This is a genomic window from Roseateles sp. (genome assembly GCF_019237615.1).
In the GTDB taxonomy this organism is placed as follows: domain Bacteria; phylum Pseudomonadota; class Gammaproteobacteria; order Burkholderiales; family Burkholderiaceae_C; genus Pelomonas.
Window position 1 is genome coordinate 17901 of sequence record NZ_JAFAGT010000057.1, and the last position, 16763, is coordinate 34663.

Here is a 16763-nt window from a genome sequence, read left to right on the forward strand (position 1 = left end):
GACCGGCAGCCTTGCGGCAAAGGCTAACTTCGCGCCAGCGAAGTCAAGGCCCGAAGGGCCGGCCGATGCCACAAAGCCTTCCACCCGCCACCAACAAAAAGGGCCGCACGTCGTGCGGCCCTTTTGCGTGGATTCAGCCGATCACCAGATCACCACCCGCTTGTCCTCCGCCCGCACCATCGGATCCCCAGCCTTGCAGCTGAAGGCCTGAGCAAAGGCCGGCATATTGGACGGCGCGGCCGTGGCGCGGAAACCGTTCGGCGCGTGCGGGTCGGTGTTCAGGCGCAGCAGCTGGGCCTGGTCGCGGATGCTGCTGGCCCAGACGCTGGCGAAGTTCATGAAGAAGCGCTGCTCGCGCGAGAAGCCGTCGAGCATCGGATCGGGCTTGCCAGCGTCCGCCTTGAGCAGCGCATCGAGCGCGACGTTCAGGCCGCCGAGGTCGGCGATGTTCTCGCCGAGGGTGAGCTTGCCGTTGGCGTGCTTGTCCGGATGGTCGGCCAGCGGCGCGTAGTCGTCGGCCTGCGCCACCAGGCGCGCGGCGCGCTGGTCGAAGCGTTCGCGGTCCTCGGTCGTCCACCAGTTGGCGTTGTTGCCCTGGCCGTCGAACTGGCTGCCCTGGTCGTCGAAGCCGTGCAGCGACTCGTGGCCGATGACGGCGCCGATGCCGCCGTAGTTGCTGGCGTTGTCGCCCTTGGCGTAGAAGAACGGCGGCTGCAGGATCGCGGCCGGGAAGTTGATCGTGTTCGTCGACGGGCTGTAGTAGGCGTTGACGGTCTGCGGCGTCATGCTCCACTCGTAGCGATCGGTCGGCTTGCCGATCTTGGCGAGGCTGTAGTGGCGGTTGAACGCACGGGCGGCGCGCATGTCGCCGTAGAAGTCGTCGCCGCTGACCTTCAGGCCGTCCCAGTTGCGCCACTTGTCCGGATAGCCGATCTTGGGCAGGAAGGTGGCCCACTTCTCGAGCGCGCGCTGCTTGGTCTCGGGGCTCATCCACTCGAGCTTCTCGAGGCGCTCCTTGAGCGCGGCACGCACGTTGACGACGAGTTCCTGGGCGCGCGCCTTGGCCTCGGGCGGGAAGTAGTCCTTGACGTAGAGCTGGCCGAGCCCCTCGCCCATCGCGCCGTTGACGGCGTCAAGCGCGCGCTTCCAGCGCGGCGACATCTCGGGCTGACCGTTGAGCAGCTTGTCGTAGAAGGCGAAGTTCTCGTCCTCGAAGGCCTTGGAAAGATAGGTCGAGGCGCCGTCGATGACGTGGAAGGCCAGGTAGTCGCGCCATTGCGCCACGGGCGCATCGGCCAGCTGCGCGTCGAACGCGGCGAAGAACTTGGGCTGCGAAAGCGAGAAGCCCTTGTCGACCTTGACGCCTTGTGACTTGAAATAGGCCGCCCACTCGAAGTGCGGCGTGACCTTGTCGGCTTCGGCGACGGTGACGAAGTTGTACTGGTTCTTCGGGTTGCGCAACTCGACGCGCGAGAGCGAGGCCGCGGCGAGCTTGGTCTCGAAAGCCAGCACCGCGTCGGCCTTGGCCGCGGCGGCGTCGGGCGCCGCGCCGGTCAATTCGAACAGCTTGGCGATGTGCGCGACGTAGGCCTTGCGCACCGCTTCGTATTCCGGCTTGCCGTAGTAATCAGGCGTGGGCAGGCCCAGGCCGCCCTGGCGCGCGAAGCCGATCTGGCGACGCGCGTCCTTGTAGTCCGCGCCTGCATAAAAGGCAAACCCAATGGATTGGCCGTTTGCATGGATCTTGCGCAGCCAGGCGACGACGTCGGCCTCGGTCTGGAGGGCGGCAATGCTGTTCAGCTCAGGCTTGATCGGTTCGGCGCCGAGCTTCTCGATGCGCGACTCATCCATGGCCGAGCGGTACAGCCAGCCGATCTTCTGCTCGATCGAGCCCGGCCTGGCGTGCTCGGCGCCCTGGTCGGCGGCCTCGACGATCTTGCGCTGCGCTTCGCGGCTCTGCTCGCTGAGCTTGTCGAAGCTGCCCCAGCGCGTCTTGTCGGCCGGCAGCGGATTGGCGGCGACCCAGCGGTCGTTCACATAGGCGTTGAAGTCGGCGCAGGGCGAGACGCTGGTGTCGACGTCGGGCTTGAGGCCGGCGGTCTGGGCGAGCGCGGCGCCGTGCAGGGCGGCGGCGGCAGCCAGGGCGAGCAGGTGCCGGTATTGGCGGGTCGGTGAAGGCATGGCGAAGCACTCCGGAAATTCGCGGGAAGCGCGCACCATAGCCGCCTTAGGGCCTCGGCGGCGCGTATCGAAAGTCAGCCTCGGGTTTCCCTCAGTAGTCGACGCGGAAGCGCTGGCCGCGCCACGACAGTTGGGCGCTGTGCACGCCGATGGTCTCGACGCGCAGGTCCGGCGCGATGTTGTCGCCCTCGTGCAGCACCTGGCCGTTGACGAACAGCAGGCGGTCGGCCGGCGCGGGCGCGTTGACGGCGCCGTTGACGTTCAGCGGCGGCATACCCTGGCGCGTCGCCGCGGGCAGTTCGGCCAGCGCGGGAACGGCGGCGGCCTGCGCCGTCATCGTCATCGTCGTCGTCGTCGCCGGTGCTGGCACGGGCTGCGGCGTCGCGGCAGGCGCCGTGGCGACCGGGGCGGGCCGCACAAGCGGCGGCGGCGCAACAAGCATGGGCGGTGGCGGCGCCGCCTCTCGGACGATTTCGTGAACCGCCGGCGGCGCGCTCGGCCGCAGCCAGGCATAGAGCGCGGCCACGGCGAGCAGCAGCACAAGCACGATCAGCACCGGTACGAGCAGGTTGCGCGCGGCAGGGGTACTGGTCGAAGAGCTGCTGCCCAGCGTCGGGACCGCACCGCGTTCGCGCTCGCGCTCGGTTTCGGCGCGCTTGAGGGCGTCGAGGATGTAGGACATCAGTGCGGCTCCTGGAGATGCGGCTCGTCGACGCCGAGCAGCCGGCCCAGCTGCATGATCGTGACCGGTCCGGCGCGGCCATCGGCCGGCAGGCCCTGGCCGCGCTGGAAGGCGGCGATGCGCTCGCGTCGGACCGCGTTGCTGCCTGCGCGCGCCGTGGCCGGCGGCTGGCCCAGCGCCTGGCTCAGGCCCTTGTCCAGCCACTGCAGCACGGCGGGCGCGGCCGCACCGCTGGCGTAGTCGGGCGGCGTGCGCCACAGGGTCGTGAATTCGCCGTGCCACTGGCGGGCGAGCGCGCTCAGCGTCACGGTGACGTGGCGCGCGCCGAGCTGCAGATGCGCCTGCTGGCCGTCCAGCGATTCGAGCAGCGCAAAGGCCGGCTGGCCGTCCGCGTCGGCGAGCTTGAGCACGGCCGGTCGATCGAGCAGGCGCAGCTGCGCGAGCCCGCCGTCGCCCTGGAAGCATTGCAGCTGCTGGCTCGGCGCGGCAGCGCAGAGTTCGGTGTGCTCCGGCAGCGTGACGTGCCAGCGCGCGGCGAGCTGCTGCCAGGCCGCGTCGGGTGTGGCCGGCGCGTCGGTGATGGCGTCGACCGCGGCGGGCGCCGAGGCCGCCGAGGCCGCCGAGGCCGCATGTGGCGGCGCGGAAGCCGCTGCGCCATGACTGCTGGCGCCGACGACAAGGGGCGCCGGCGCAGGCCGCATCTGCTGGCCCACGGCCCAGGCCGCCGTCGCGATCACGCCCGCGCCCAGCGCCCAGGGCAGCGCCCGGCGCCAGGCCGGCGTGGCGACATGCGCGTCGTCGAACACCTCGACCGCGGCGCGCGCCAGCGTCTTGCGGTCGACGCGGGCGCGGCCCTGCGCGTAGGCGCCGAGCAGGGCGCGGTCGCCGATGAGGTTGATGCGCCGCGGCACGCCGCGCGAGAGCTTGTGCAGCAGCGCCAGCGCGCGGTCGTCGAAGGGCGTCTCGCCCTTGAGGCCGGCGATGCCGAGGCGGTGGCGCACATACTGCGCGGTCTCGTCGGCCGAAAGCGCGGTGAGGTGATAGCGCGCGATGACGCGCTGCGCGAGCTGCTCGAGCTCGGGCCGGGCGAGCATGGTGCGCAGCTCGGGCTGGCCGATCAGGATGATCTGCAGCAGCTTGCGCTCCTGCGTCTCGAGGTTGGTCAGCAGGCGCAGCTGTTCGAGCACCTCGGGCGCGAGGTTCTGCGCCTCGTCGATGATGAGCACGCAGTTCTGGCCCGCCGCGTGCGCTTCGAGCAGGAAGGCGTTGATGCGATCGACGTAGGGCTTGACGCTCTCGCCTTGCGGCAGCGGCTCGGGCAGGGCGATGTGGAATTCCTCGCAGACGGTGGCGAGCAGCTCGGGCACCGTCAGCTTGGGATTGAAGACGTAGGCGACGCGGCAGCCTTGCGGCACCTGCTCGAGGAAGCAGCGGCACACCGTCGTCTTGCCCGCGCCGATCTCGCCGGTCAGCAGCACGAAGCCGCCGCCACCGCCGAGGCCGTAGAGCAGGTGGGCCAGCGCCTCCCGGTGCCGCTCGCTCATGAAGAGGTAGTGCGGGTCGGGCGCGATCGAGAAGGGGTCCTGCTGGAGTCCGAAGAAGGCGTTGTACATAACGGAGGAATGTTAGCCCCTCGCCCAGGCGCGCCGCTGGACGCGCGCACGCCTGGGCGGTCCCCCGAGGGGACGAGATTTCTTGCGGCCTTGAGCCGCAAGAAACCTTCGGGGGCCGGCTCGGGAGCGGCCCAGCGCTCGGCCCGCAATTCCTTCCAACTGACAAGACACGGTTGTCGTCTCGTCACAATCCCGCCATGCCCAAGCCGCTCGACCTCGAAACCCTGCGCCGCTACGCCATCGCGCGCAGCTTGTTCACGCCGACCACGCTCCAGGGCGCGTTCAAGCGCCTGGGCTTCGTCCAGGCCGACCCGATGCGCGCGCCGGCGCGGGCCCAGGACCTGATCCTGCGCCATCGCGTCAAGGACTACTGCGCCGGCGAGCTGGAGCAGCGCTATCCGCGGCTTCAGGTCGAGGAGGACTGCTTCGTCAACTACGGCTTCGTGCCGCGCGACTGGCTGCCGCTGATGCACCCGCGCACGGCGCGGCGCGCCTGGGACGCCACGACACGCGCGCAGGCCGAAGCACTGCTGGCAGTCGTGCGCGAGCGCGGGCCGACGCACCCGAAGTCGCTGCTGGAGGAGTTCGCCCACCACGGCCGCATGCCCGGCTACTGGGGCGGCGAGCTCAACGTCAGCACGCAGCTGCTCGACGGCCTGCACTACCGCGGCCACCTGCGCGTCAAGCGGCGCGACGCCGGCACGCGCGTCTACGAGGCCGTCGAGCACGCGCCGCAGGACGACAGCCCGGCCGCACGCCGCGGGCGCGCCGAGGCCCTGCTCGACCGCGTCGTCCAGCTCTACGCCCCGCTGCCCGCACCCAGCCTGGGCTACCTGACGACGCTGCTGCGCGGCAGTGCGCCGCAGCTGCAGGTCGAGATGCGCGCCGCCGTCAAGGCCGCGAAGCAGCGCTATGCCCATGCCGTGGTCGACGGCGTGACCTGGTTCTGGCCGACGGACGAAAACCCGTCGAGCGCCCGCCATCGCTGCGACGCGCAGTTGCGCCTGCTCGCGCCCTTCGACCCGGTCGTCTGGGACCGGCGCCGCTTCGAGCTCTTCTGGGGCTGGCCCTACCGCTTCGAGGCCTACACGCCCGCGGCCAAGCGCACGATGGGGCATTACGCCCTGCCGCTGCTCTGGGGCGAGGACATCCGCGGCTGGGCGAACCTGCGCGTCGAGAACGGCCGGCTCATCCATGAGCTCGGCTTCGTCGACGGCAAGACGCCGCGCAGCGCTGCGTTCAAGGCGGCGCTGGCCGAGGAACTCGACGCGATGCGGCGCTTCCTCGGCCTCGGCTGAAGCGTTTCAGCGCCCCGCCGGACGCGCCGGGAAGCGGACCGTGAAACGTGCGCCGGGCCCTTCGTTCTCGGCGAGGCCGCGGCGCGAGCGCGTGTCGTCGAGCAGGAGCTCGGCCTCGTGCTGCTCGGCGATCTCGCGGACGATGGCCAGGCCCAGGCCCGAGCCGTCGGTGTTCGTGCCGAGCGCGCGGTAGAAGGGCTGGAAGATCTTCTCGCGCTCGCTCTCGGGCACGCCGGGGCCGGTGTCCTCGACCTGCAGCACGCTGACCTGGCCGAACGGGTCTTCCATGACGCGCACCGTGACGACGCCGCCGGGCGGGGTGTAGAGCAGCGCGTTGTCCACGAGATTGCGGATCAGCTCGCGGATCAGCAGCGGCTGGCCGAGCACGCGCAGTTGGGCGCGGTCCGCGTCGGGGCCCTCGTAGCCGAGGTCCAGGCGCCGCTCCAGCGCGCGCGGAACGAAGTCGCGCACGGTCTCGATGGCGAATTCGGCGAGGTTGACTTCACTGCGCCGCGCCGCGTGCTCCTTGTCCTCGGCGCGTGCCATGGCGAGCAGCTGGTTGACCATGTGCGCGGCGCGCTGGCTGGACAGCGAAATCTGCTCGAGCGAGCGGATCAGGTCGGCCGGCTGGCTGCGGCCTTCGTCGACCTCGCGCTGGGCGAACTCGGCCTGGGTGCGCAGGCCGGCCAGCGGCGTCTTGAGCTGGTGCGCGGCATCCGCCAGGAAGTGCTTCTGCGCACGCATCGACTGGTCGAGCCGCCCCAGCAGCTCGTTGATGGCGCGCACCAGCGGCGCCACCTCCTCGGGCACGTGGCGCTCGTCGATCGGCGAGAGATCGGCGCTGTCGCGCGAGCGGATGCGCCGTTGCAGCTCGCCCAGCGGCGCGATGCCGCGCGCCAGCGCCAGCCAGACCAGCAGCACCGTCAGCGGCAGGATGACGAACTGCGGCAGGATCACGCCCTTGATGATCTCGTTGGCCAGGCGCGTGCGCTTGCCCGTCGTCTCGGCGACCTGCACGAGCAGGCTGACCGGTGCTGTCGCGGTCGGTGCTTCGGCACGGCTCTCGACCTGGCCGTCGGGCAGCACGTGCAGCCAGGCCACGCGCACGCGCTCGCCGGCGATCTCGTCGTCGCGCCAGCGGATCTCGCCGGGGCCGGCGGCGTCGTCGTCGCCGGGCGCGGGCAGTCGCGCGTCGCCGCTGAGCAGCCCGCCCTGCGGCCCGCGCACCTGATAGAAGACCGTGTCGCTGGCGTCGGCGCGCAGGAAAGCCGCCGCCTCGGGCGCCATGGCGTAACGGCGTACCTGAGCGGCGTCCGGGTGGCCGGCATCCGCGGCTGCCTGGGCCGCAACGCGCAGGGCCAGCGTGCGCGTCATCTCGCCGAGCTCGCGGTCGTAGGGCTTGTTGGCAATGCCCTGCGCGACGAGCCAGGTCAGCGCCACGCTGATCGGCCAGATCAGCAGCAGCGGCGCGAGCATCCAGTCGAGGATCTCGCCGAAGAGCGAGCGCTGCGGCTTGGCCGGCTTGTCGGCGACGCCGGGCTCGGCGCCTTTCGGAACGGCCGTGCGGGCGCTCATTCAGCCCGGGATCTTCTCAAGGCAGTAGCCGAGCCCGCGCACGGTGGCGATGCGGATCGGGCCCTGCTCGATCTTCTTGCGCAGGCGGTGGATGTAGACCTCGATGGCGTTGTTCGAGACCTCCTCGCCCCACTCGCACAGGCGCTCGACGAGCTGGTCCTTGCTGACGAGCCGGCCGGCACGCTGCAGCAGCACTTCGAGCAGAGACAGCTCGCGCGCCGAGAGTTCGACCATCTGCTCATTGATGTAGACGACGCGCCCGCCCGAATCGAAGGCCAGCGGGCCGTGGCGAATGATGCTCGTTGCCGTGCCCAGGCCGCGGCGCGTCAGCGCACGCACGCGCGCCTCGAGCTCCTGCAGCGAGAAGGGCTTGGCCATGTAGTCGTCGGCACCGTGGTCCAGGCCCTTGACGCGCTCCTCGATGCTGTCGGCCGCCGTGAGGATCAGCACCGGCACGCTGGAGCCGCGTCCGCGCAGACGCTTGAGCACGTCCAGGCCATGCAGGCGCGGCAGGCCGAGGTCAAGGATGACGAGATCGAACTCGTGCGCGGCCAGCGCCGCGTCGGCCTCGCTGCCGCTCGACACCTGGTCGACCGCATAGCCCGACGCGCGCAGCGCGCGCAGCAGGCCGTCGGCCAGCACTTGATCGTCTTCGGCAATCAGGATGCGCATGCTCTTCCCTCGAGGTGATGGGCAATTCTAGAAAGCTGCGGCCTCAGGGTTTGCCACGAGATCCGTCTGGCTCATCCAGTGAGCCACCATCGTCCTAGGATGACGCCAGACATCGAACCCGGCGACGGACTGCCCCGGCTGGCAGAAAGTCCTGCTCGAACTACTGTACAAACATACAGATTCCGCCATAATCGCACCGACCCCACAGGAGAACTTCATGGACGCGCCCGTCAAAGCCCTCAACACCGAAAAAGCCAAGGCCCTGCAGGCCGCGCTGGCCCAGATCGAAAAGCAGTTCGGCAAGGGCTCGATCATGCGCCTCGGCGAGGGCGAAGCCATCGAGGACATCCAGGTCGTCTCCACCGGCTCGCTGGGCCTTGACATCGCCCTGGGCGTCGGCGGCCTGCCGCGCGGCCGCGTGATCGAAATCTACGGCCCGGAATCGTCGGGCAAGACCACGCTCACGCTCCAGGTCATCGCCGAGATGCAAAAGCTCTCCGGCACCTGCGCCTTCATCGACGCCGAGCACGCGCTCGACGTGCAGTACGCCCAGAAGCTCGGCGTCAACCTGCCCGACCTGCTGATCAGCCAGCCCGACACCGGCGAGCAGGCCCTCGAGATCGTCGACGCGCTGGTGCGCTCCGGTTCGGTCGACCTGATCGTCATCGACTCGGTCGCCGCGCTGACGCCCAAGGCCGAACTCGAAGGCGAGATGGGCGACGCCCTCCCCGGCCTGCAGGCCCGCCTGATGAGCCAGGCCCTGCGCAAGCTCACCGCCACGATCAAGAAGACCAACTGCACGGTCATCTTCATCAACCAGATCCGCATGAAGATCGGCGTCATGTTCGGCTCGCCCGAGACGACGACCGGCGGCAATGCGCTGAAGTTCTACGCCTCGGTGCGCCTGGACATCCGCCGTATCGGCTCGATCAAGAAGGGCGAGGAAGTCATCGGCTCCGAGACCAAGGTCAAGGTCGTCAAGAACAAGGTCAGCCCGCCGTTCAAGACGGCCGAGTTCGACATCCTCTACGGCGAAGGCATCAGCCGCGAGGGCGAGATCATCGACATGGGCGTGGTGGCCAAGATCGTCGACAAGTCCGGCGCCTGGTACGCCTACAACGGCGAAAAGATCGGCCAGGGCAAGGACAACTCCCGCGAGTTCCTGCGCGAGAACCCCGAGCTCGCGCGTGAGATTGAGAACAAGATCCGCGAGTCGCTCGGTATCGTCCAGATCGCCACCACCTCGGGCGAAGAGTGAATCCGGATCTTGTTCCGGCGCAGGCTCATGCACGCGCAGCGTGCGTGAAGGCCGCATCGCGGCCGGGCCGAAGCCAAAACAAGATCCGCGAATCGCTCGGCATCGTCCAGATCGGCGCAGCCGCGGGCGCGGAAGAGTAAGCCGGTGACACCCCAGGCCCGGATCCACCGGTTCTGGGCCTTGATCGAGGCCCGCCGCTGGGATGAGGTCCGAGCCCTGCTGAGTCCTGCGGCGCAAGCCACCTGGTGGGTCACGCGCGAGCGCTTTGACGGCGCTGCGGCCTTCGTCCGCGTCAACGCCGTCTATCCCGAGGGCTGGGCCCTCCGCCTGCTCGAATGCAACGCGCTGGCCGACGGCCGCGTCCATTCGCTGGTGCGCGTCGATCATGGCGAGGCGAGTTTTTATGCCAACAGCTTCTTCACCCTCGCGGCCGGCTTGATCGTGCGGATCGACGAATACTGGTCGGACGTGCAGGCCGCGCCGTCCTGGCGCGAAGGGCTGCCCGGTCGCGCGGCGCTCACCGTTGATACCCGCACCGGCCTGCCGCTCGACGCCGGCCAAGCGGGCTGAGCATGCGCGCCCCGCTGTCACTCAAGGCCCGGGCCATCGCCCTGCTCGCGCAGCGCGAGCACAGCGCGTCGGAGCTGCGCCAGAAGCTGCTTCGCATTGCGCGCGAGCAGGCAAGACTGGCGACAGCGCAGGCTGCCGAAACATCTGCCACCGAGACCGCTCAACCCGCCGAAGCCGGTCCCGACCCAACCGAGGACGTCGACGCCCTGCTCGCCTGGCTCCAGGCTCAGGGCTATCTCGACGAGACCCGCTTCGTCGAGTCGCGCATCCACGCCCGCGCCAGCCGCTTCGGCACGATGCGCATCGCCCAGGAGCTGTCCCGCCACGGCCTGGCGCTGGATGCCGAGCAGCAGGCAGCACTGAAATCTGGCGAGCTCGATCGGGCGCGGCTGATCTGGCAGCGCAAGTTCGGCGACACACCGCCGCAGGACGCCGCGGCGCGCGCGCGCCAGGCCCGCTTCCTGGCCGGCCGGGGCTTTTCCGGCGACGTGGTCCGGCGTCTGCTGCGCGGCCTCGAGGCCGATGACTGAGCCCGGCGGCGCTGTCTCGCCGGCGGCCAGAACCCGGCCGAAAGCCCCGCTGCGTCGCAACATGCTAGAGTCCCGCCCTGCGTAAACCCTAGGCCGCCGGCGTCTTTTGCCCGCTCCGGCCACTTTGCGCCTGTTCGCGATTCCGACCCTGTCCATGCCACTCCCCTTCGCCTCGAACCCGCGTCGCCTGATGCACCGCCGTGCCATCGACGTGCAGGTGTTTGCGCGCGAAGACGGGCAGTTCGACGTGGAAGCGCGGCTCATCGACGCCAAGACGCGCGATGTCACCGTCGGCGGCACACTGCGACCGGCCGGTGAACCACTGCATGAAATGGTGCTGGGCCTTGTCATCAATGCCGAACTCGACATCCTGGCCGCCGGCTCAGTGACCCTGGCCATGCCTTATCCGGGCCAGTGCGAGGAACACGGCAATGCCTACGCCCAGCTCGCCGGCCTGAACCTGATGCGCGGCTTCCGCGGCGCCGTCAAGGAACGCCTCTCGGGCACGCTGGGCTGCACCCACCTGACCGAGCTCTGCAGCGTGCTGCCGACCGCCGTGATCCAGGCCCTGGCCGGCGAGGTGCTTTCCACGCAGGAGGGCGCGGGCGACGAATCGGCCGCCGAGCACCCGCCCTTCCAGCTCGACCGTTGCCACGCGTTGCGCAGCGACGGTCCGGCCGTCCAGATCCATTACCCCCGCTGGTACCGCCCGTCCGCCCAGGTCGACGCGGTGCCCCCATCCGCATCCTGACCATACCCACAGAAGCGAGACCCCTATGAAGATTCACGAGTACCAGGGCAAGGAAATCCTGCGCCAGTTCGGCGTGCCCGTGCCGCGCGGCATCCCGGCATTCACCGTGCAGGAAGCCGTCGAAGCGGCGCAGAAGCTGGGCGGCCCGGTCTGGGTGGTCAAGGCGCAGATCCACGCCGGCGGCCGCGGCAAGGGCGGCGGCGTGAAGCTGGCCCGCTCGATGGATGACGTGAAGACGCTGTCCGAGCAGATCCTCGGCATGCAGCTGGTCACGCACCAGACCGGCCCCGAAGGCCAGAAGGTCCGCCGCCTCTACATCGAAGACGGCGCCGACATCAAGAACGAGCTCTACGTCTCGCTCGTGACCGACCGCGGCACGCAGAAGGTCGCCTTCATCGCTTCGAGCGAAGGCGGCATGGACATCGAGGAAGTGGCTCACTCCACGCCCGAGAAGATCATCACCGAGATGATCGACCCGCTGGTCGGCCTGACCGAAGCGCAGTCGCGCAAGATCGCGGCCGCCATCGGCCTGAGCGGCCACTCGGTCGACCAGGCCGTCGACCTGTTCGCCAAGCTCTACAAGTGCTACATGGACACGGACGCGTCGCTGGTTGAAATCAACCCGCTGAACTGCGACTCCAAGGGCAACCTGATCGCCCTGGACGCCAAGTTCAACTTCGACGCCAACGCGCTGTTCCGCCACCCCGAGATCGTCGCCTACCGCGATATGGACGAAGAAGACCCGGCTGAAGTCGAAGCTTCCAAGTTCGACCTGGCCTACATCTCGCTGGACGGCAATATCGGCTGCGTGGTGAACGGTGCCGGCCTGGCCATGGCCACGATGGACACCATCAAGCTGTTCGGCGGCGAGCCGGCCAACTTCCTGGACGTCGGCGGCGGCGCCACGGCCGAGAAGGTCACCGAGGCCTTCAAGATCATGCTGAAGAACAAGGCCGTCAAGGGCATCCTGGTCAACATCTTCGGCGGCATCATGAAGTGCGACACCATCGCCGAAGGCGTCATCACCGCCTGCAAGGCCGTGAACCTGCAAGTGCCGCTGGTCGTCCGCATGAAGGGCACCAACGAAGAACTGGGCAAGAAGATGCTGGCCGAATCGGGCCTGCCCATCATCGCCGCCGACACGATGGCCGAAGCAGCCACCAAGATCGTCGCCGCCGTCAAGTAAAGCCCAGGAGTTCCTCACCATGTCGATCTACATCAACAAAGACACCAAGGTCATCACCCAGGGCATCACCGGCAAGACCGGCCAGTTCCACACGCTGGGCTGCCAGGCCTATGCCAACGGCAAGAACGCCTTCGTTGCGGGCGTGAACCCGAAGAAGGCCGGCGAGAAGTTCTCCGAGATTCCCATCTACGCGACCGTCAAGGAAGCCGCCGGCCAGACCGGCGCGACCGTCTCGGTCATCTACGTGCCGCCCGCGGGCGCCGCCGCCGCGATCTGGGAAGCCGTCGAGGCCGACCTGGACCTGGCCATCTGCATCACGGAAGGCATTCCCGTCCGCGACATGCTGGAAGTGCGCAACAAGATGAAGGCCAAGGAAGCCGCCGGCGGCAAGCGCACGCTGCTGCTGGGCCCCAACTGCCCGGGCCTGATCACGCCGGACGAGATCAAGATCGGCATCATGCCCGGCCACATCCACCGCAAGGGCCGCGTCGGCGTCGTGTCGCGCTCCGGTACGCTGACCTATGAAGCCGTGGCGCAGCTGACCGAGCTGGGCATCGGCCAGTCGTCGGCCGTGGGCATCGGCGGCGACCCGATCAACGGCCTGAAGCACATCGACGTGATGAAGGCCTTCAACGACGACCCGGACACCGACGCCGTCATCATGATCGGCGAGATCGGCGGTCCCGACGAGGCGGAAGCCGCCCGCTGGTGCAAGGCCAACATGAAGAAGCCCATCGTCGGCTTCATCGCTGGCGTCACCGCCCCTCCGGGCAAGCGCATGGGCCACGCCGGCGCGCTGATCTCCGGCGGCGCCGACACGGCCGATGCCAAGCTCGCCATCATGGAAGAGTGCGGCTTCACGGTCACGCGCAACCCGTCCGAGATGGGCCGCCTGCTCAAGGGCCTGCTGTAATCGGGCCTGGCCCCGACACCAGCCGCCGGGGTGACCGGCGGCTTTTTTTTGCCCGCTCCATGGACCTGCTGAACGCCGCCTTCTTCATCGCGCTGCTGAAGATCATCTGGGTCAACATCCTGCTGTCGGGCGACAACGCCGTCGTCATCGCGCTGGCCGCGCGCAATCTCGCGGCCCACCAGCAAAAGCGCGCCATCGTCTTCGGCAGCGGCGCGGCCATCGTGCTGCGGGTGGCGCTGACGCTGTTCGCCGTGCAGCTGCTGCAGCTGCCCTGGCTGAAGCTTGTCGGCGCCCTGCTGCTGCTGTGGATAGGCGTGCAGCTGCTGGCCGACGGCGACGACGACGCCGACGTGCAGGCCAGCAGCAGCCTCTGGGTGGCCATACGCACCATCCTCATCGCCGACCTCGTCATGAGCCTGGACAACGTCATCGCCGTCGCCGCTGCCGCCAACAGTGCGCCCGAGGGCGCGCACGTGCCGCTGCTGGTCATCGGCCTGGGCCTGTCCATTCCGCTCATCATCTTCGGCAGCACGGTGCTGCTGAAGCTGATGCAGCGCTTCCCCGCCATCATCACGCTGGGCGCGGCGCTGCTGGGCTTCGTCGCCGGCGAGATGGCGACGACGGACGCGGCCGTGCATGGCTGGTTCGAGACCCATATGCAGGGCCTGGACTACGCGGTCAGCATCAGCTGCGCCCTGCTCGTCGTGGCCGCCGGCCTGGCGCTGGCGCGCCGCGGCAGGCCCGAGGCGACCTAAGATCGCCGGCATGGCTAGCGGCAAACCCGGTTTCTGGCAGCGCCTCATCGGTCGCGGCGCGGACGCGCCGCCCCGCGCGCCGCTGCCCCCGCCCGATGAGCCACCAACACCCGACGCAGCGCCGCCGCAGGCCGCGGGCAGCGCGCCCGGCCTGCAGGACTACGACATCGGCGCCGAGATCGGCCGCGGCGCGATGGCCATCGTCTACAAGGCCACGCAGCGCGCCACGGGCCGCCAGGTTGCCATCAAGCGCCTGGCGCTGAGCCGCGAGTTCTCGGCCGAAGACCTTGCCGACGTGCGCGAACGCTTCATGCGCGAGGCGCGCGCAGCGGGAGCGCTGGAGCATGCCGACATCCTGCAGGTCGTCGACGCCGGCCAGGACGGCAGCGACGCCTGGCTGGCCCTCGAGTACGTGCTGGGCCGCGACCTCAGCCTCTTCACCAAGGCCGGCCAGCTGCTGCCGACGCGCGAGGTCGTGCAGCTGGGCGCCCGCCTGGCACGCGCGCTGCACTATGCGCACGGTCAGGGCGTCATCCATCGCGACATCAAGCCGGCCAACGTGATGCTGGATCGCGTCAACGGCGGCCTCAAGCTGATGGACTTCGGCATTGCCCGCGTCGGCGACGGCAGCCGCACGCGCACCGGCCTGGTGCTGGGCACGCCGTCCTTCATGTCGCCCGAACAGCTCGCCGGCCTGACGGTGGACGGCCGCAGCGACCTCTACTCCCTCGGCGTGCTGCTCTACCAGTTGCTGACCGGCGTGCTGCCGCACCAGAGCGACTCGATGGCGCGGCTGATGCAGCAGATCGCCACCGAGCCGGCGCCCGACGTACGCACCCACCGCCCGAGCCTGCCCGAACCCCTGGCCCTGGTGCTGGCCGTCGCCCTCGAGAAGCGCCCCGAGCTGCGCTACCCCTCGGGCGAGCAGATGGCGCGCGACCTCGAAGCCGTCCTCGTCATGGCCCTGCAGGCCGAGCCCGCCCCGCCCGAAACCGCCGCGCTCCAGCAGGATCCGGCGTTCGCGCAAACCTTCGCACAAACACTGCGCCTGACGCCCGAGGAAGCAGGGCAGAATCCGCGCTCCCCCGCCGCCGCCGCGCCGCCCGCCCCCAGCCAAGCCTCATGACCCTGGAGTTCTTCAGCGCCACCGACGTGGGCCGTGCGCGCGACAACAACGAGGACTCGGTCGCGCTGGACCAGGCCGCCGGCCTGGCCGTGCTGGCCGACGGCATGGGCGGCTACAACGCCGGCGAGGTGGCCAGCCAGATGCTGACCAGCTTCGTCAGCAGCGAGCTCGGTCGCTGGCTGAAGGACCGTGGCCGCGAGGCCCGCGCCGGCGAGGTCAAGCGCGCGATGGACATCTGCGTCGACAACGCCAACCGCGCCATCTTCAACGCCGCCAACACCAACCCGCGCTATGCCGGCATGGGCACGACGCTGGTGCTGGGCGTGTTCCGGCCCGAGGGCCTGCTGCTGGGCCACGTCGGCGACTCGCGCGCCTACCGCCTGCGTGCGGGGCGCCTCACGCAGATCACGCGCGACCACTCGCTGCTGCAGGAGCAGATCGACGCCGGCCTGCTGACCGTCGAGGAGGCTGCCTTCTCCAGCAACAAGAACCTCGTCACGCGCGCCGTCGGTGTCGAGGACACGGTGCTGATGGAGCTGCATCTTCACGAGGTCCAGCCCGGCGACACCTATCTGCTCTGCTCGGACGGCCTGTCCGACATGCTCGACGACGACAGCCTCGCCAACCTGCTCAACGGCAATCCGGCGCTGCCCGAGGCGGCGCGCGCGCTGATCGGCGCGGCAAATGACAACGGCGGCCGCGATAACATCGCGCTCATCCTGGCCCGCGCCGAGGGCCGCCAACGTACCGAAGGACGGGGCTGGTGGCCCTTCGGTCGGCGTGGCGGCAAAGACTCCGTCGCCTGAAGAGCCGCGGCGCGCACAACAGAACTTGAGGTCATACATGGGCAAACTGGTGGTTTCGCTCGACGGCGTGGTGATCAAGGAGGTCCAGATCACCAAGGACAAGACCACGCTCGGTCGGCGGCCGTACAACGACATCGTCATCGACAACCTCGCCATCAGCGGCGAGCACGCCGTCCTGCAGATGGTCGGTGCGGACGTCTTCATCGAAGACCTCAACTCCACCAACGGCACCTACATCAACGGCAAGGCCATCAAGAAGCAGCTGCTGGCCGACAACGACACCGTCGAGATCGGCAAGTACAAGATCAAGTTCCTGCTCAGCGACGGCGGCGACTACGAGAAGACCATGATCCTCAAGCCCGGGTCCGGCGCGCCGGCCAACCTGGGCCTGACCTCCGCCTTCGGTGCGCTGGGCAACGGCGCCGCCGGCATCGGCCCGGCCGCCATCAAGGTGCTGACGGGCGCCGCGGCGGGCCGCGAGGTCTCGCTGACCAAGGTCGTCACGACGCTGGGCAAGCCCGGCGTGCAGGTCGCCTCCATCACCAAGCGCCCCACCGGCTACGTCTTCGCGCATGTCGAAGGTGCCCAGCGCCCCAGCGTCAACGGCATCCCGCTGACCGGCGAATCGATCGCGTTGCGCACCGGCGACCTGATCGAGCTGGCCGGCACGCAGATGCAGTTCATCCAGGGCTGAGGCACTCCCGCCAGCTTCGCGGCGGCGTGTGATTTCCTCACGCACAGGGGTTCGCCAACTCGGTAATCCGACCGTCACGGTTAATCGGGGCCTGCGTACATTCTTGGGCATCAGCCTCGCCCGAAGCGCGGCACCCCATCCAAGCCACGCACC

16 protein-coding genes are annotated in these 16763 nt (G+C 69.2%); 11 read left to right on the forward strand and 5 right to left on the reverse strand.

Features of this window, described 5'->3' with window-relative positions:
* Window positions 1-141: 141 nt before the first annotated feature.
* From JOY88_RS10410 to JOY88_RS10420, 3 genes are all read right to left on the reverse strand, one after another.
* Window positions 142-2181, reverse strand: a complete 2040-nt coding sequence (locus JOY88_RS10410) for a M13 family metallopeptidase (protein ID WP_293502217.1) — start codon at window positions 2179-2181, stop codon at window positions 142-144.
* Window positions 2182-2272: 91 nt separating this feature from the next.
* Window positions 2273-2863, reverse strand: coding sequence for a general secretion pathway protein GspB (locus JOY88_RS10415; RefSeq protein WP_293502218.1), 591 nt, complete (start codon window positions 2861-2863; stop codon window positions 2273-2275).
* The gene (locus JOY88_RS10420) at window positions 2863-4476 is read right to left on the reverse strand and encodes an AAA family ATPase (RefSeq protein ID WP_293502219.1); all 1614 of its coding nucleotides are present in this window, start codon (window positions 4474-4476) and stop codon (window positions 2863-2865) included. The genes JOY88_RS10415 and JOY88_RS10420 overlap by 1 nt, the downstream gene beginning before the upstream one ends.
* A gap of 197 nt (window positions 4477-4673) precedes the next feature.
* Between JOY88_RS10420 and JOY88_RS10425 the strand changes: the two genes are divergently transcribed.
* Window positions 4674-5774 carry a DNA glycosylase AlkZ-like family protein gene (locus JOY88_RS10425; protein WP_293502220.1) on the forward strand — a complete coding sequence of 367 codons (1101 nt, stop codon included), beginning with the start codon at window positions 4674-4676 and terminating at the stop codon, window positions 5772-5774.
* Between the two features lie 6 nt (window positions 5775-5780).
* Here JOY88_RS10425 and JOY88_RS10430 read toward each other — a convergent pair whose 3' ends face one another.
* Together JOY88_RS10430 and JOY88_RS10435 are read right to left on the reverse strand one after the other, a co-directional pair.
* Window positions 5781-7349, reverse strand: a complete 1569-nt coding sequence (locus tag JOY88_RS10430) for a sensor histidine kinase (RefSeq protein ID WP_293502221.1) — start codon at window positions 7347-7349, stop codon at window positions 5781-5783.
* Window positions 7350-8021: a response regulator gene (locus tag JOY88_RS10435; RefSeq protein ID WP_293502222.1), complete on the reverse strand. Its 672-nt coding sequence runs from the start codon at window positions 8019-8021 to the stop codon at window positions 7350-7352.
* Window positions 8022-8238: 217 nt separating this feature from the next.
* Here JOY88_RS10435 and recA point away from each other — a divergent pair, with 217 nt between their 5' ends.
* The 10 genes from recA to JOY88_RS10485 all read left to right on the forward strand — a co-directional run bounded on the left by recA (window position 8239) and on the right by JOY88_RS10485 (window position 16610).
* Window positions 8239-9279 (forward strand): recombinase RecA, encoded by a 1041-nt coding sequence (gene recA, locus JOY88_RS10440; protein ID WP_293502223.1) that lies wholly within the window; start codon window positions 8239-8241, stop codon window positions 9277-9279.
* Between the two features lie 180 nt (window positions 9280-9459).
* The gene (locus JOY88_RS10445) at window positions 9460-9849 is read left to right on the forward strand and encodes a hypothetical protein (RefSeq protein WP_293502224.1); all 390 of its coding nucleotides are present in this window, start codon (window positions 9460-9462) and stop codon (window positions 9847-9849) included.
* A gap of 2 nt (window positions 9850-9851) precedes the next feature.
* The gene (locus JOY88_RS10450; RefSeq protein WP_524539209.1) at window positions 9852-10379 is read left to right on the forward strand and encodes a regulatory protein RecX; all 528 of its coding nucleotides are present in this window, start codon (window positions 9852-9854) and stop codon (window positions 10377-10379) included.
* Between the two features lie 154 nt (window positions 10380-10533).
* Window positions 10534-11130, forward strand: coding sequence for a DUF2889 domain-containing protein (locus tag JOY88_RS10455; RefSeq protein ID WP_293502225.1), 597 nt, complete (start codon window positions 10534-10536; stop codon window positions 11128-11130).
* A 25-nt stretch (window positions 11131-11155) separates the two neighbouring features.
* Entirely contained in the window at window positions 11156-12316 is a 1161-nt protein-coding gene (sucC, locus tag JOY88_RS10460; protein ID WP_293502226.1) for an ADP-forming succinate--CoA ligase subunit beta, read from the forward strand.
* 19 nt (window positions 12317-12335) lie between these two features.
* Window positions 12336-13229 (forward strand): succinate--CoA ligase subunit alpha, encoded by an 894-nt coding sequence (gene sucD / locus JOY88_RS10465; protein WP_293502227.1) that lies wholly within the window; start codon window positions 12336-12338, stop codon window positions 13227-13229.
* A gap of 59 nt (window positions 13230-13288) precedes the next feature.
* Window positions 13289-13984 carry a TerC family protein gene (locus JOY88_RS10470; protein ID WP_293502228.1) on the forward strand — a complete coding sequence of 232 codons (696 nt, stop codon included), beginning with the start codon at window positions 13289-13291 and terminating at the stop codon, window positions 13982-13984.
* 10 nt (window positions 13985-13994) lie between these two features.
* Window positions 13995-15110 (forward strand): serine/threonine-protein kinase, encoded by a 1116-nt coding sequence (locus JOY88_RS10475; RefSeq protein ID WP_293502229.1) that lies wholly within the window; start codon window positions 13995-13997, stop codon window positions 15108-15110.
* Window positions 15107-15916 (forward strand): Stp1/IreP family PP2C-type Ser/Thr phosphatase, encoded by an 810-nt coding sequence (locus JOY88_RS10480; protein WP_293502230.1) that lies wholly within the window; start codon window positions 15107-15109, stop codon window positions 15914-15916. Before JOY88_RS10475 ends, JOY88_RS10480 begins: the two co-directional genes overlap by 4 nt.
* A 37-nt stretch (window positions 15917-15953) precedes the next feature.
* A complete protein-coding gene (locus JOY88_RS10485; protein ID WP_293502231.1) occupies window positions 15954-16610 on the forward strand; it encodes an FHA domain-containing protein in 657 nt (218 codons plus the stop codon).
* Window positions 16611-16763: the final 153 nt, after the last annotated feature.

What these genes read in the sequence shown, in the direction of transcription:
- JOY88_RS10410 (WP_293502217.1), bottom strand. Translation starts at nt 2,181, where the DNA reads ATGCCTTCACCGACCCGCCAATACCGGCACCTGCTCGCCCTGGCTGCC.
- JOY88_RS10415 (WP_293502218.1), bottom strand. Translation starts at nt 2,863, where the DNA reads ATGTCCTACATCCTCGACGCCCTCAAGCGCGCCGAAACCGAGCGCGAG.
- JOY88_RS10420 (WP_293502219.1), bottom strand. Translation starts at nt 4,476, where the DNA reads ATGTACAACGCCTTCTTCGGACTCCAGCAGGACCCCTTCTCGATCGCG.
- JOY88_RS10425 (WP_293502220.1), top strand. Translation starts at nt 4,674, where the DNA reads ATGCCCAAGCCGCTCGACCTCGAAACCCTGCGCCGCTACGCCATCGCG.
- JOY88_RS10430 (WP_293502221.1), bottom strand. Translation starts at nt 7,349, where the DNA reads ATGAGCGCCCGCACGGCCGTTCCGAAAGGCGCCGAGCCCGGCGTCGCC.
- JOY88_RS10435 (WP_293502222.1), bottom strand. Translation starts at nt 8,021, where the DNA reads ATGCGCATCCTGATTGCCGAAGACGATCAAGTGCTGGCCGACGGCCTG.
- recA (WP_293502223.1), top strand. Translation starts at nt 8,239, where the DNA reads ATGGACGCGCCCGTCAAAGCCCTCAACACCGAAAAAGCCAAGGCCCTG.
- JOY88_RS10450 (WP_524539209.1), top strand. Translation starts at nt 9,852, where the DNA reads ATGCGCGCCCCGCTGTCACTCAAGGCCCGGGCCATCGCCCTGCTCGCG.
- JOY88_RS10455 (WP_293502225.1), top strand. Translation starts at nt 10,534, where the DNA reads ATGCCACTCCCCTTCGCCTCGAACCCGCGTCGCCTGATGCACCGCCGT.
- sucC (WP_293502226.1), top strand. Translation starts at nt 11,156, where the DNA reads ATGAAGATTCACGAGTACCAGGGCAAGGAAATCCTGCGCCAGTTCGGC.
- sucD (WP_293502227.1), top strand. Translation starts at nt 12,336, where the DNA reads ATGTCGATCTACATCAACAAAGACACCAAGGTCATCACCCAGGGCATC.
- JOY88_RS10470 (WP_293502228.1), top strand. Translation starts at nt 13,289, where the DNA reads ATGGACCTGCTGAACGCCGCCTTCTTCATCGCGCTGCTGAAGATCATC.
- JOY88_RS10475 (WP_293502229.1), top strand. Translation starts at nt 13,995, where the DNA reads ATGGCTAGCGGCAAACCCGGTTTCTGGCAGCGCCTCATCGGTCGCGGC.
- JOY88_RS10480 (WP_293502230.1), top strand. Translation starts at nt 15,107, where the DNA reads ATGACCCTGGAGTTCTTCAGCGCCACCGACGTGGGCCGTGCGCGCGAC.
- JOY88_RS10485 (WP_293502231.1), top strand. Translation starts at nt 15,954, where the DNA reads ATGGGCAAACTGGTGGTTTCGCTCGACGGCGTGGTGATCAAGGAGGTC.